Consider the following 13439-nt stretch of genomic DNA (forward strand, 5'->3'; position numbering starts at 1 on the left):
GCATGATGACGCCGTTGGTGTTGACGGCCCAGTCGTCGTTGTTCTTGGAGATCTCCCTGATGTGCTGGTGTTTGGAGATGACCCAGTAACCGCCGTCACGGAAGCCGCCGCCCTTGCCCGGTTCCTGGGCGTTCCACCACACGGGTGCGGTCTTGCGCAGCTGGGCGAACTCGGCGACGGGCATGCCCTGTTCCAGCAGCTCCGGGCTGGTGAAGTCCCAGCCCTCCTGTTGCATGAAATCCGGCTGTGTCGCCGTGTCGTCGGCATCGCCTGCGGGGGCGGGAACACTTTCCGCTTGGATCACCTCGCACCACCTCTCCGTGGAAATAGAACTTGTTCAGCTTTCGTTAGAGCACGACTCTCAGCGTATGATGGGCCGAAATGAGAACGTGTTCTACTTTGAACAGCGTACCGCAAGATGTGAGGGAGGCAACACCATGGGCGTGCCAGTGATCGTAGAGGCCGCGCGGACACCTATCGGGAAAAGGGGCGGATGGCTTTCCGGTCTGCATGCCGAGGAACTGCTGGGCATCACCGCGCGCGGGCTGATCGAGAAGGCCGGAATCGACGCCGCGCTCGTCGAACAGGCCATCGGCGGATGCGTCACCCAGGCCGGCGCCCAGTCGGGCAATGTCACGCGCAAGGCGTGGCTGTCGGCCGGACTGCCTGAGGCCACCGGCGCCACCACCATCGACTGTCAGTGCGGCTCGGCCCAGCAGGCCAATCATCTGATCGCCGGACTCATCGCCACCGGCACCATCGACGTCGGCCTGGCCTGCGGTGTGGAGACGATGACGCAGGTGCCGCTCGGTGCCAACCTCGGCGTCGATGCCGGTCCGTACCACGCCGACTCGTGGAATGTGGATCTGCCGAATCAGTTCGAGGCAGCCGAACGGATCGCGAAGCGGCGCGGAATCACCCGGGCCGACATCGACGAGTTGGGTGTACGCAGCCAGGTCAACGCCAAGCGCGCCTGGGACGAAGGCCGCTACGACCGCGAGGTGCTCGCGATCAAGGCGCCCGAACGACTCAAGGACGGCACCTTCACCGGTGCGACCCTCGACGTGACCCGCGACCAGGGTCTGCGCGAGACCACGCCCGAGTCGCTGGCCGCGCTCAAACCGGTCATCGACGGCGGAATCCACACCGCCGGCACGTCGTCGCAGATCTCCGACGGTGCCGCCGCGGTGTTGCTCATGGACGAGGCGAAGGCGCTGGAGCTGGGTCTGCGGCCGCGGGCACGGATTGTGACGCAGGCGCTCGTCGGAGCCGAACCGCATTACCACCTCGACGGTCCTGTTCAGGCCACGCAACGGGTGCTCGACCGCAGCGGGATGTCGTTGTCGGACATCGATCTCGTCGAGATCAACGAGGCCTTCGCGTCGGTGGTGCTGAGCTGGGCACGGGTGCACGGTGCCGACATGGACAAGGTGAACGTGAACGGCGGTGCCATCGCTCTCGGCCATCCCGTCGGCAGCACCGGCTCGCGCCTGATCACCACCGCGCTGCACGAACTCGAGCGCACCGACAAGCAGACCGCACTGATCACCATGTGCGCCGGCGGCGCGATGGCGACGGCCACCATCATCGAACGGATCTGAATGTCGCCTAAAAAGATGTCACCGAAAGAGCGCCCGGATCAACTTGATTCGCCATTCGTCGCGAACATCATCAAGTGGGGTTCACGCCTCAACACCCGTGTGTACCGACTCACCGGTGGGCGGCTGGGCAACACCTGGCGCGTCGGTGCGGCTCTGCGCAAACCCATCCCGGTGTGCCTGCTCACCACCGTCGGGCGGCGCAGCGGGCAACCGCGCACCGTTCCGCTGCTGTATCTGCGTGAGGGTGGCCGGTTCGTGTTGGTCGCCTCGCAGGGCGGGTTGCCGAAGAACCCGGCATGGTATCTGAACCTGCGCGAGGACCCGGAGGTGGTCGTGGAGGTCGGGCGTGAGCGCTTCGAGCTGGTGGCGCGTACAGCGTCGGAGGAGGAGCGCGCGGAGTTGTGGCCGCGGCTGGTGGAGATGTACGCCGACTTCGATACCTACGACGCGTGGACCGAGCGGACGATTCCGGTGGTCATCTGCGAGTAGGACTGTCGGTGGTGGTCGCGTTGAGGGGTGGCTGCGTCATGCGTGAACGTCGCCGGACCCTTCGTGACCCTCGCGACTTCGTCGCTTCGGCCTCAGGGATCAAGAATGATGGTCGCGGGACCGCCGCGATGGCCTCGGCGGTCAGAAAGCGTGGTCGCGGGACCGCCGCGATGGCCTCGGCGGTCAAGAATCGGCTGGCAGGGCGCGGATGGCGTTGCCGAGCCAGCGGTCGAGGAAGATGCGCAGGTCCGAGGTGGACCGTGAGTCGCCGTCGAGGATGAGTGACTGCAGCGTGCGCAGCGACATCTCGGCGACGTCGTCGACGTCGGTCTCGGTGTAACCGTTGGCCGCCCACGCGATGTCCAGGCGGCCCAACATCGACCGGATGAAGGTGCGGCCCAGTTCGCCGGTGATGCCGCCGAGCACACCCAGGCTCAGGTGATCGCTGCGCAGCATCAGGCCGACGTAGCGGTCGCGGGACAGTTCGTCGATGACGACGGCCACGCCCTCGACGAGGACGGCGTCGGGAGCGGTGAGGCCGCCGAGCCTGCCGGCGACGCGGTCGAGCAGTTCTTCGACCGCGCTCACCGCGGTGGCCTGTAGTAGTTCCTCGGTGCCCGAGAAGTACCGGTACACGGTCTGTCTGGTCACGCCGAGAGCACGGGCGACGTCCGACAGCTTGACCGATCCGTCGTGCTCGTCGATCTGTTCGCGGGTCACCGCGAGGATCCGGGCCTTCGCCTCGTCGTCATCGCGTGGCGGGTTGCCGCCCCAGCCATGGGTCCGCACCTCGTGCCTAGCCCTGGACCTGCGCGGATGTCATGAGTGTCGAGGGTACTCAGGGTTCCGGCGGTCACACAAAACAAGGGACGAAGGTCGGCGACCATACGTTTATGATTTTAGTGTATGGTGTGGTGACAGAAGCCACACCGAGTACCGGCACAATGTCGTGCCCGTCACATCCTGACCCATAGTCTCGGCGTCGGACTTCGGCGCCACCGACGAGTGGGGAACAGGAGAACAGCAATGAGCGTCACCACAGCCGCGGGCACGTGTCCGTACAGCGGGATCGACTTCACCGACCCGGACCTGATCGAACGCGGAATGCCCGTCCGGGAATTCGCCGAACTGCGCCGCACCGCGCCCGTGCACTGGAACGCCCAGCCCGCGTACAAGGCGATCTTCGGCGACGACGGTTTCTGGGCGATCACCCGGCACCGTGACATTCGGGAGATCTCCAAGGACTCCGGACTGTGGTCCACCAACGACAAGGGCGCCATCATCCGGCTGCCCGAGTACATGACGCCCGACCAGCTCGAATTCACCAAGGCGCTGCTGATCAACCATGATCCGCCCGAGCACACCCGGCTGCGCAAGATCGTCTCGCGGCTGTTCACCCCGAAATCGGTGGCTGCGCTCCATGGCAAGCTGACGGATTCGGCGCGGGCGATCGTCGAGAACGCGGCCGCCAAGGAGACGGGCAATTTCGTCGACGATGTCGCGATCCATCTGCCACTGCAGGCGATCATGGATCTCATCGGCATCCCCGAACCCGACCGCGCCCGGATCCATGAACTCGTCGACGCCATCATCAACAGCGACGATCCGGACCAGACGATCGACCCGACCGTCGCCAACGCCGAATTGCTCGGCTACGCCTACAACATGGCCGAAGACCGGCGGAAGAATCCACGCGAGGACATCGTCACCACGCTGGTGCGCGCCGGCGACGACAACGACGCGATGAGCGAGATCGAATTCGGCTTCTTCGTGATCCTGCTGATCACCGCCGGCAACGAAACCACCCGCAACGCCACCAGCCACGGCATGAACGCCTTCTTCGACAACCCCGCACAGTGGGAGCTGTACAAGCGCGATCGCCCCGCCACCGCCGTCGACGAGATCCTGCGCTGGGCCACCCCGGTGCACGCCTTCCAGCGGACCGCCACCCGCGACACGCAAATCGGCGGCGTCGACATCGCCAAGGGCGATCGGGCCGGATTGTTCTACAGCTCGGCCAATTTCGACGAGGACGTGTTCGACGACCCGTTCAGTTTCAATGTCCTGCGCGATCCGAATCCACATTTGGCGTTCGGTGGCAACGGGGCGCATTTCTGCATCGGCGCCAACCTGGCGCGCCTGGAACTGAACATCGTCTTCAATGCCATCGCCGATGTGCTGCCCGATATCAGCCGGATCAGCGAGATGCAGCGGGTGCGGTCGGGCTGGCTCAACGGGGTCAAGGGCCTCGGGGTCAGGTATTCGGGCTGCCCCGTCTCGTAATACGCATTTCCGGCATACGTCGGGCCAATAGCCGACACCACTGGTGCGCAGCGGCTTTCAGTGGTCCAATGTTGCGATGTTCGGACTGCTGTCGCCGTGTCGGCACACCCTCGATGACGATCTGCTCGAACAATGGCGGGCGCATATGTGCGGCCTGTGTGTGTCGTTGCGCGACCAGCACGGCCAGGCGAGCAGACTCACCACCAACACCGACGCGATCATGGTGTCGGTGCTGACCGCCGCCCAGTCATCCGCTCCGACAGCCAGCACGGATGTCGGGCGCTGCCCGCTGCGCGGTATGCGGCCGGCGACGGTCATCGCGGCGGCCGACCCGGGAATCCGGTTGGCCACCACCACATCCCTGACCCTCGCCGCGGCCAAGGCCGCCGACGTGGTGGACGAGCAGCGGCTGTCGCTGGCGCCTCGGTCGCGGGTCCGGTCGGTCGCCGCGTCCGTCGCCGGAAAACGTCTGCGCGGACACGCCGGTGCCGACCGGGCGATCGCCGGAGAACTCGGCGTCGAGGACTTGTTGCACGAATTGTCGGGGCAGGCGCCGCTCGAGGCGCACACCGGCACCGATCTCGCCTCGCTCACCCACGCGTCGGGGATCGCCGCATCGCGGGTTTTCGCCGCCACTGCCGCGGTGGCCGGTGCCGACTCGAATCGGGATGCGCTGGCCGACATCGGCTATGACTTCGGTCGGCTTGCGCACCTGCTCGATGCCGTCGACGACTACGAGTCCGACGCCCGAGACGGGTCGTTCAATCCGTTACGGGCCACCGGAACCGACATCGGTACGGCCCTCGACGATTGCCGCCGGCTGGCACGCGCCATCCGGCGCCGCTACCGTAGCCTGGATCTGGCCGACGACCGGTTGCTGCGGGCGGTGCTCGTCGACGGTGTACGGCAGGCTGTGTCGTCGCGCACGCATCGGTTCGGTGGATGTGCGTCGGGTTCGTGTTCCACCACTCACGCGGCGCCCACCGCCCTCACTTCCGAGGAATGGCCGGCCCATCTGCCCACCACGAGGCCTCCCGAGCAGTCACCCGGCGGTCCGAACCAGCCGCCGTTCCCGCCCAATCGTGAGTTCTACGAACGGATCCTGCCGTTCATCGGGGTCAGCTGCACCGGCTACGCCTGCTGCGCCGACCACTGGAACCACTGCTCCGACGAGTGGCAACCGGCCTGGTGCAGCGGCTGCGACTGCTGCAGCTGCAGGAACTGCGACTGTGATGACTGCTGCGACTGCGGTGACTGTTGTGACTGCTGCGGTGACGATTGCTGCTGCGACTGCGACTGCTGACGCTCAGCCGACGCTGCGGTCGCCGGTCCAGAAGCGGGCGCGCAGGGCCTTCTTGTCGGGCTTACCGAGGGCGGTGAGCGGGAGGGCGTCGACGAAGATCACTTGTTTGGGGGACTGCACCGAACCCTTGCGGTCCTTCACCGACTGCTGGATCTCTGCGGTGATGGCATCGTGGTCGGGGTCGTTGCCGGCACGCAGCACCACCACCGCGGTGACCGCTTCGCCCCATTTGTCGTCGGGGGTGCCGACGACACCCACCTGGGCGACCGAAGGGTGTTCGGCCACAACGTCTTCGACTTCACGCGGGAAGACGTTGAAGCCGCCGGTGACGATCATGTCCTTGGTGCGGTCGACGATGTACCAGAAACCGTCGGCATCCTCGCGGGCGACATCACCGGTGCGCAGCCAACCATCCCGGAAGGTTTCGGCGGTCTGCTCGGGAAGTCCCCAATACCCTTCGGCGACAAGCGGTCCAGCGACACAGATCTCGCCTGGCTCGCCCTGCGGCACGGGCGTGTCGTCGGGTCCGAGCAGTGCCGTACGCAGGAACGCCGACGGCCGGCCGCAACTGGACAGGCGACGGGTGTCTTCCCCCGGTCCGGGGTGGTCGCCCTTGGCGAGGTAGCTGATCACCATCGGCGCCTCGGACTGACCGTAATACTGCGCGAAGATCGGCCCGAACCGTTCGACGGCCTCGGCGAGCCGGACCGGATTGATCGGTGACGCACCGTAATACACCGTTTCCAGCGACGACAGATCGCGGGTACGGGAGTCGGGATGGTCCATCAGCGCGTACAGCATCGACGGCACCAGCATGGTGGCCGAGATCTTCTCCTCCTCGATGGTGCGCAGCACCTGAGCCGGGTCGAAACCCGGAAGCACGATCAGCTCACCGCCTTTGAGCAGCGTCGGCACGAAGAACGCCGCGCCGGCGTGCGAGAGCGGCGTGCACATCAGGAAACGGGGATGTTGCGGCCATTCCCATTCGGCGAGCTGGATCTGGGTCATGGCGGTCATCGCGCGCGCGGTTCCGATGACGCCCTTGGGTTTTCCGGTGGTGCCGCCGGTATAGGTGATGGACACGACGTGACCGGGGGACAGCGGCGCGACGGCCAGCGGCTGCGGATCGAATGTGGCTGCGGCGGAGACGATGTCGTGCCCAACGCCGGCCAGCTCGTCGGGTACGGGACCGAGGGTGAGGATCCGGGTGAGTCCGTCGACGCGGTCGAGCAATTCGAGTGCGCGCTCGACGAACTTGGGGATCGGGTCGATCACCAGCGTCGTCACACCGGCATCGCCGAGGACGTAGGCGTGGTCGTCGACCGAACCCAGCGGGTGCAGCGCGGTGCGCCGCCAGCCCTGCGTCTGCCCGGCACCGATCACCAACAGCACCTCGGGACGATTCAGCGCCAGCAAGCCGACCGCCGAACCCGATGCGGCCCCGACGGATTGGAATGCCTGGACGTATCGGCTGATCTCCTGCGCCATCTGTTTTCCGGTCAGCTGCGCCGCCCCGAGACGCAGCACGGTCCGGTCGGAGTGCCGGGCGAGCGCGGAGGCCATGAGGTGACCGAGGTGCACACCGTCATGCAGTGGCACCGTGGGCGGGACGACCGGTTCGGGGACGATGAGGGATGCGGTGTGCGCGGCCGGGGCGTTCGTAGCCGAGGAGTTCATGACCACCAGACTAGAACGTGTTTCAGTTTTTGCCCAGAACCGAGCCCGGTCCGGACGTAGCACCGTCGGCCGGACACCTCCCCTACTTCGCGGTAAGCGCCTAGGATTGCGGCATGACTGATCTTGACCAGGCGACGACCCGTCGCGACATCACCGACGCACTGCTCACCGCGCTCGAACGCCGCCACGAGGTGCTCGACGCCATCGTCGACGCCGATGACCACGAGGCCGCGGTGTCCGCGATCGCCGAACTGCTCGGCAAATCCACCCTGGGCGCCGAGGCCGTCCTCGGTATGCGCCTGAATCAACTCACCAAGGCCGAGCGCCGCAAGAACCAGGCCGAACTCGACGACCTCAACTCCACGCTTACCTTCACCCTCGCCGAACGTCCCGCGAGCAGCGGCGACACCCTCGAAGTGCGCGCCTTCTGCGCCGACGACGCCGACATCTTCGCCGTGCGCACCGAAGAACTCAAGGTGGCCGGCGACGGATCGGGAGAGCCCGCGGGCCCGCTGGCCGACGAGATCGCCAAGGGCGCACAGCGCGTCGACGACGAGGACGCAGTGTGGCTGGTCGCCGAGGAGGAGGGCATCAAGGTGGGCCTGATCTTCGGCGAACTGTCCGACGGCGAGGTGGATGTGCGCATCTGGATCCATCCCGACAAGCGCAAGCAGGGTTACGGCGTTGCCGCACTGCGCAAGTCGCGGTCCGAGATGGCGTCGCTGTTCCCGGGTGTGCCGATGGTGGTGCGCGGCCCCAGCTCGTAGAGTCTTAAACCCGCCGGGGACGGCCGAATCTCGCTGTGATCGCGGTGATTCGGCCGTCGTCGTCTATCAGGAACGACTCGCGGACCTCCGCCGCCAGCCCGAGTGCCCGGGGTTGCACGTGCACGAAGTAGCGGGTGGTCACCGTGTGCTGATCGACCGTCGCGGTGAACCCGCTGACGGCGTGGATCAACCGGAACTGCGGGCCGCGGGCCAGACTGCGGGTGATGTGCGGGCCGTTGCGGCCGGTGCGCACCCCGAACTCGACGCGCGTGCAGTCCGGATGCAGCGACACCACCGATGGGTCGTGACTGACCAGGGCGTCGACATAAGCTCTAGCGATCGCGACCCGGCGGGATTCGTCGACGGGCATGGATCCGCCTCTACCGGGCACCGTAGACGGGCATCGGCACGGGGGCCTTGGCCAGCAGTTCCTCCACCACCGGCCCGAGTTCGGCAACATCCCAGCGGGCGCCCTTGTCGGCCTCGACGCTGCGCTGCCAGCCGTCGGACACCGAGATCTTGCCGCCCTCCACCTCGAAGACGCGGCCGGTGACCGACGCCGACTGGGCCGAACCCAGCCACACCACCAGTGGCGACACGTTGGCCGGATCCATGGCGTCGAACGAGCCGTCGGTGGGCGCGGCCATCTGCTCGGCCATCGCACCGCCTGCGCCGACGGTCATCTGTGTGCGCGCCGACGGGGCGATCGCGTTGGCGGTGATGCCGTAGCCGCCCATCTCGGCCGCCGACTGAATGGTCAGCTCCGCGATGCCGGCCTTGGCGGCAGAGTAGTTGCCCTGGCCCACCGAGCCGTACAAGCCTGCGCCGGAGGAGGTGTTGATGATGCGGGCCTGCGGGGTGCGGCCGGCTTTGGCCTCGGCACGCCAGTACGCGGCGGCGTGACGCAAGGTGACGAAGTGGCCCTTGAGGTGCACGCGCACCACCGAATCCCACTCCTGTTCCGATAGCGACACCAGCATCCGGTCGCGGACGAAGCCGGCATTGTTGACCAGGGTGTCGAGGCGACCGAACTCGTCGACCGCGGTGGCGATCAGGGATTCGCCGTAGGCCCAGTCGGCGACGTCGCCGACGCTCGCGACAGCCTGGCCGCCGGCGTCCCGGATCTCCTGGGCAACCGTGTTGGCGGAGTCGGCGTCGTAGTCGTTGACCACCACGGCCGCACCGTCGGCGGCGAAGGCGTGCGCGTGGGCACGGCCCAGACCCTGGCCCGCGCCGGTGACTATCGCGACGCGGCCTTCATTCAGCTTGCTGGACAATGGTTCTCCTCGGGTTGGTCGTTATCGTTGGTGTGGTTGTGGTGGCGTCAGGTGTCGAAAGGTCACCGGACCCTTCGTGACCCTCGCTCCTTCGTCGCTTCGGCCTCAGGGATCAAGATGACACCCGACACCCTCATCGCTTCGGCCCCAGGAATCACGATGACACCCGACACCCTCATCGCTTCGGCCTCAGGGATCAAGATGACACCCGACACCCTCATCGCTTCGGCCCCAGGGATCACGATAGGTACCCGACACCCTCCGCTTCGGCCACAGGGATCGCCTTCTTGATCCCTGAGGAGCCGAGCCGCTAGGCGAGGCGTCTCGAAGGGTCCGGCGAGCCGCGGCTCCCAACGCTTCACACCTGGTTGCCGGCGTTGGCGGCGGACAGGAAGGCGGGGCGTTCGCCGCCGCCGTGGATTGTGAGGGTGCTGCCGGTGATGAACGACGACAGCGGGGAGAGCAGGAACGCGACGGCGTTGCCGATGTCGGACGGCTGCGCCAGGCGGCCCATCGGGATTGTCGCCGCGACGGCGTCGACACCCGCCTGGTCGCCGTAGTGCAGATGCGACAGTTCGGTCTCGATGGCACCGGCCACAATGGAATTGATGCGGACCTTGGGTGCCCACTCGACGGCGAGCGCGGTGGCCGCGCTGTCGACGCCGGCCTTGGCAGCACCGTAGGCGGCAGTGCCCGGCGACGGCCGGTGCCCGCTCACGCTCGAAATGTTGACTATCGCACCACCATCGGGCTGGTTCACCATCACCGCGTGAGCAGCACGGGAAACTATCAGTGGCGCAACAAGATTAAGCGCAATGATCTTATTGGTGAAGCTCGCCGAGGCGTCAGCGGCGAGCGCGAAGGGTGAGCCGCCGGCGTTGTTCACCACGCCGTCGAGTTTGCCGTACTTGTCGACGATCTTGGCAACCAGTTCGGTCACCGCATCCTCGTCGCGGACGTCACACGGGAAGAAGTCCGGGTGGTCGTCGGCTGTAGGTGGTCGACGGGCACAGATCACCGGGATAGCGCCGAGGTCTTTGAGAACCGTTGCGATCCCAGCTCCGACCCCTCGCGCGCCACCGGTGATCAGCACGATCTTCCCTGACAGTCCCAGATCGATACGGTCGGCCGACCCCGGAGGCCCCTGCGGTGCTGCGGTCATGGGTGATACCCTACCAAACAACCAAGCACTTGCTTGGTTCCCTGGCAATGGTGGGACACCCCGCCGAACAACCACGCACCGCAACTGGTGGGAGAAGGAGCCATGATGCCCATCACCACGGCACGGACGGACACCGGCATCGCGATCGTCACCGTCGACTATCCCCCGGTCAACGCGCTGCCGTCGGCCGCCTGGTTCGATCTGGCGGACGTCATCACCGCCGCCGGCGAAGACCCGTCGACGCATGTGGTGATCCTGCGTTCGACGGGACGCGGCTTCAACGCGGGCGTCGACATCAAGGAGATGCAGACCACCACCGGCTTCGACGCCCTCATCGGCGCCAACCACGGCTGCGCCGCGGCCTTCTCCGCCGTCTACGATTGCCCCGTCCCCGTCATCGCGGCCGTCAACGGTTTCTGCGTCGGCGGCGGCGTGGGCCTGGTGGGCAACGCCGACATCATCGTCGCCTCCGACGACGCCTACTTCGGACTGCCCGAAGTCGATCGCGGAGCGCTGGGCGCCGCAACACATCTGGCGCGGCTCGTGCCGCAGCACATGATGCGGACCCTGTACTACACGGCGCAAACCGTTACCGCACAACAACTGCTGCACTTCGGCTCGGTGTATCGGGTGGTGCCCGCCGACGAATTGCTTTCCACTGCAACCGAAGTAGCCGAGCAAATCGCCAAGAAGGACACCCGGGTGATCCGGGCGGCGAAGGCCGCGATCAATCACATCGACCCCGTCGACGTGAAGACGAGTTACCGGCTTGAGCAGGGGTACACCTTCGAGCTGAACCTGGCCGGGGTGTCCGATGAGCATCGGGATGCGTTCGTGGCGACGGGGAAGGCTGTGGGTGATTCGTGATGCTCGGGTCGCCGGACCCAACGCAGCCCTTGCTCGTCCCTCGCTTCGGCCTCAGGGATCAAGTAGCTCCGTCACTTCCGGCGCTTTCAACTCGTACCGGTTCCCAATAGAAGGCGAAATCAACTGATGGCAGCAACACCAACGGATAAGACAAGCACGCTCGACGAGGTGATCGGCGAACTGCGTGACGGGATGACCATCGGCATCGGTGGGTGGGGGTCGCGGCGTAAGCCGATGGCGCTGGTGCGGGCGCTGGCGCGTTCGGACGTCAAGGATCTGACGGTGGTCACCTATGGCGGGGCCGACCTCGGATTACTTTGTGCAGCAGGAAAAGTGCGGCGCGCCTACTACGGATTCGTGTCGCTGGACTCGGCGCCGTTCTACGATCCGTGGTTCGCCCGGGCGCGCACCACCGGCGCCATCGAGGCCCGCGAGATGGACGAGGGCATGGTCAAATGCGGACTCGAAGCTGCCGCCGCCCGGCTGCCGTTCCTCCCGATCCGCGCCGGCCTCGGCTCGGACGTACTCAACTTCTGGGAGGGCGAACTCAAGACCGTCGCCTCCCCCTATCCCGACGCGGACGGCCGCACGCAGACGCTGGTCGCGATGCCCGCACTGCGCCTGGATGCCGCGTTCGTGCACCTGGACATCGCCGACAATCGAGGTAACGCCGCCTACACCGGCATCGACCCGTACATGGACGATCTGTTCTGTGCCGCCGCCGAGCGCCGCTATCTGGAAACCGATCAGCTGGTGTCGACCGAGGTGCTCGTGAAATCGGTTCCGCACCAGAGGCTTCTGCTGAACCGGATGAATGTCGACCGGGTGGTGCACGCCCCCAACGGCGCACATTTCACGTTCGCCGGCGACTACGGACGCGACGAGGCGTTCCAGAAGTTCTATGTCGAGTCCGCGAAGACCCCCGAGATGTGGGAGGCGTTTTCGCAGCGATTCTTGCGCGTCGACGAAGAAACCTATCAGCGTGAGGTTGCCGCGTGGCGGGCCGAGCAGGAGGAGACCGGAAAGTGACCACGACCGAACCCAGTACCGATATAACCCTGGCCGAGGTCTGTGTCGTCGCCTGTGCCGAGATCTTTTCCGGCGCAGGCGAGATCATGGCATCGCCGATGGCACCGATGGCGCTGCTCGGGGCGCGCCTGGCGCGGCTGACGACCGAACCGGATCTGCTCATCACCGACGGGGAGGCGCTGATCCTGGCCGACACCCCGGCCATCGGACGGTCCGGTCCGATCGAGGGCTGGATGCCGTTCCGCAAGGTGTTCGACGTGGTCGCGTCGGGTCGTCGTCATGTGGTGATGGGCGCCAACCAGATCGACCGGCACGGCAACCAGAACCTGTCGGCATTCGGGCCGTTGCAGCAGCCGACGCGGCAGATGTTCGGGGTGCGCGGGGCGCCGGGCAACACCATCAACCATCCGACAAGCTATTGGGTGGGCCGCCATTCCACTCGCGTGTTCACCGAATCCGTCGACATCGTGTCCGGAATCGGTTATGACAAAGTCGATCCCGGCAATCCCGCCTTCGACGATCACAACATTCATCGCGTCGTCACCAATCTCGGGGTGTTCGACTTCGGCGGACCCGATCACACGTTGCGGGCGCTGAGTCTGCATCCCGGTGTCGAGGCGGCCGAGGTCGTCGAGAACACCTCGTTCGAGGTCGCCGGTCTCGATTCGGCCGGTGTGACCCGTCAGCCGACCGATGAGGAACTGACAATCATCCGGGAGGTCCTCGATCCCAAGGGCGTTCGCAATCGGGAGGTCCGGTGACCGGGGCGAGCGAAGCGACGGGAAATGTCACCGGGGCGAACGAAGCGACGGGAAATGTCACCGGGGCGAGCGAAGCGACGGGGAATCTTACCGGGGCGAGCGAAGCGACGGGGAATCTTACCGGGTCAGGAAATGGAACCGTCCGGGCCGCTGCACTTCCCACCAAGTTCACCGAGCTGGTGGGTATCGAATATCCGATCGTACAGACCGGGATGGGCTGGGT

At 66.2% G+C, this 13439-nt stretch carries 13 protein-coding genes and 2 pseudogenes; 9 read left to right on the top strand and 6 right to left on the bottom strand.

From position 1 onward, the window contains the following. Positions 1-235, bottom strand: a pseudogene (locus Q0627_RS09640) (steroid C27-monooxygenase); the annotation flags it as partial. A 202-nt stretch (positions 236-437) separates the two neighbouring features. On the opposite strand from Q0627_RS09640, the gene Q0627_RS09645 reads away from it, so the two are divergent. After that, positions 438-1601: a steroid 3-ketoacyl-CoA thiolase gene (locus Q0627_RS09645; protein WP_298809340.1), complete on the top strand. Its 1164-nt coding sequence runs from the start codon at positions 438-440 to the stop codon at positions 1599-1601. 15 nt (positions 1602-1616) lie between these two features. Beyond that, positions 1617-2090, top strand: coding sequence for a nitroreductase family deazaflavin-dependent oxidoreductase (locus Q0627_RS09650; protein ID WP_291015676.1), 474 nt, complete (start codon positions 1617-1619; stop codon positions 2088-2090). A 183-nt stretch (positions 2091-2273) separates the two neighbouring features. On the opposite strand, the gene Q0627_RS09655 is transcribed toward Q0627_RS09650, so the two are convergent. Further along, on the bottom strand, positions 2274-2879 hold the full coding sequence (locus Q0627_RS09655) for a TetR/AcrR family transcriptional regulator (RefSeq protein ID WP_298809344.1): 606 nt from the start codon (positions 2877-2879) through the stop codon (positions 2274-2276). Between the two features lie 237 nt (positions 2880-3116). Between Q0627_RS09655 and Q0627_RS09660 the strand changes: the two genes are divergently transcribed. Further along, positions 3117-4373 carry a cytochrome P450 gene (locus tag Q0627_RS09660; protein WP_291015673.1) on the top strand — a complete coding sequence of 419 codons (1257 nt, stop codon included), beginning with the start codon at positions 3117-3119 and terminating at the stop codon, positions 4371-4373. Positions 4374-4449: 76 nt separating this feature from the next. Continuing rightward, positions 4450-5676 (top strand): DUF5685 family protein, encoded by a 1227-nt coding sequence (locus tag Q0627_RS09665; protein ID WP_298809349.1) that lies wholly within the window; start codon positions 4450-4452, stop codon positions 5674-5676. 3 nt (positions 5677-5679) lie between these two features. On the opposite strand, the gene fadD8 is transcribed toward Q0627_RS09665, so the two are convergent. Then, positions 5680-7353 (bottom strand): fatty-acid--CoA ligase FadD8, encoded by a 1674-nt coding sequence (fadD8, locus tag Q0627_RS09670; RefSeq protein WP_298809352.1) that lies wholly within the window; start codon positions 7351-7353, stop codon positions 5680-5682. A 113-nt stretch (positions 7354-7466) separates the two neighbouring features. Here fadD8 and Q0627_RS09675 point away from each other — a divergent pair, with 113 nt between their 5' ends. Continuing rightward, complete coding sequence (locus tag Q0627_RS09675; RefSeq protein ID WP_291014686.1) at positions 7467-8120, top strand: GNAT family N-acetyltransferase; 654 nt, start codon at positions 7467-7469, stop codon at positions 8118-8120. 4 nt (positions 8121-8124) lie between these two features. Here Q0627_RS09675 and Q0627_RS09680 read toward each other — a convergent pair whose 3' ends face one another. From Q0627_RS09680 to Q0627_RS09690, 3 genes are all read right to left on the bottom strand, one after another. Next, positions 8125-8490, bottom strand: a complete 366-nt coding sequence (locus tag Q0627_RS09680; RefSeq protein WP_291014684.1) for a hypothetical protein — start codon at positions 8488-8490, stop codon at positions 8125-8127. Between the two features lie 10 nt (positions 8491-8500). Next, entirely contained in the window at positions 8501-9397 is an 897-nt protein-coding gene (locus Q0627_RS09685) for an SDR family oxidoreductase (RefSeq protein WP_298809358.1), read from the bottom strand. Between the two features lie 358 nt (positions 9398-9755). Next, on the bottom strand, positions 9756-10559 hold the full coding sequence (locus Q0627_RS09690; RefSeq protein WP_291010942.1) for an SDR family oxidoreductase: 804 nt from the start codon (positions 10557-10559) through the stop codon (positions 9756-9758). Between the two features lie 105 nt (positions 10560-10664). Between Q0627_RS09690 and Q0627_RS09695 the strand changes: the two genes are divergently transcribed. The 4 genes and pseudogenes from Q0627_RS09695 to Q0627_RS09710 form a co-directional block, all read left to right on the top strand. Then, the gene (locus Q0627_RS09695) at positions 10665-11426 is read left to right on the top strand and encodes an enoyl-CoA hydratase family protein (RefSeq protein ID WP_291010945.1); all 762 of its coding nucleotides are present in this window, start codon (positions 10665-10667) and stop codon (positions 11424-11426) included. Positions 11427-11552: 126 nt separating this feature from the next. After that, a complete protein-coding gene (locus Q0627_RS09700; RefSeq protein ID WP_291010947.1) occupies positions 11553-12455 on the top strand; it encodes a CoA transferase subunit A in 903 nt (300 codons plus the stop codon). After that, on the top strand, positions 12452-13216 hold the full coding sequence (locus Q0627_RS09705; RefSeq protein WP_291010950.1) for a CoA-transferase: 765 nt from the start codon (positions 12452-12454) through the stop codon (positions 13214-13216). The genes Q0627_RS09700 and Q0627_RS09705 overlap by 4 nt, the downstream gene beginning before the upstream one ends. After that, positions 13213-13439 (top strand): annotated as a pseudogene (locus tag Q0627_RS09710) (acetyl/propionyl-CoA carboxylase subunit alpha); the annotation flags it as partial. The gene Q0627_RS09705 and the pseudogene Q0627_RS09710, both read left to right, overlap by 4 nt.

The organism is uncultured Gordonia sp. (assembly GCF_937858515.1).
In the GTDB taxonomy this organism is placed as follows: Bacteria; Actinomycetota; Actinomycetes; order Mycobacteriales; family Mycobacteriaceae; genus Gordonia.

Excerpts from the sequence above, each read along its gene's own strand:
- Q0627_RS09645 (WP_298809340.1), top strand. The coding sequence starts at position 438 with ATGGGCGTGCCAGTGATCGTAGAGGCCGCGCGGACACCTATCGGGAAA.
- Q0627_RS09650 (WP_291015676.1), top strand. The coding sequence starts at position 1,617 with ATGTCACCGAAAGAGCGCCCGGATCAACTTGATTCGCCATTCGTCGCG.
- Q0627_RS09660 (WP_291015673.1), top strand. The coding sequence starts at position 3,117 with ATGAGCGTCACCACAGCCGCGGGCACGTGTCCGTACAGCGGGATCGAC.
- Q0627_RS09665 (WP_298809349.1), top strand. The coding sequence starts at position 4,450 with ATGTTCGGACTGCTGTCGCCGTGTCGGCACACCCTCGATGACGATCTG.
- fadD8 (WP_298809352.1), bottom strand. The coding sequence starts at position 7,353 with ATGAACTCCTCGGCTACGAACGCCCCGGCCGCGCACACCGCATCCCTC.
- Q0627_RS09675 (WP_291014686.1), top strand. The coding sequence starts at position 7,467 with ATGACTGATCTTGACCAGGCGACGACCCGTCGCGACATCACCGACGCA.
- Q0627_RS09680 (WP_291014684.1), bottom strand. The coding sequence starts at position 8,490 with ATGCCCGTCGACGAATCCCGCCGGGTCGCGATCGCTAGAGCTTATGTC.
- Q0627_RS09690 (WP_291010942.1), bottom strand. The coding sequence starts at position 10,559 with ATGACCGCAGCACCGCAGGGGCCTCCGGGGTCGGCCGACCGTATCGAT.
- Q0627_RS09695 (WP_291010945.1), top strand. The coding sequence starts at position 10,665 with ATGCCCATCACCACGGCACGGACGGACACCGGCATCGCGATCGTCACC.
- Q0627_RS09700 (WP_291010947.1), top strand. The coding sequence starts at position 11,553 with ATGGCAGCAACACCAACGGATAAGACAAGCACGCTCGACGAGGTGATC.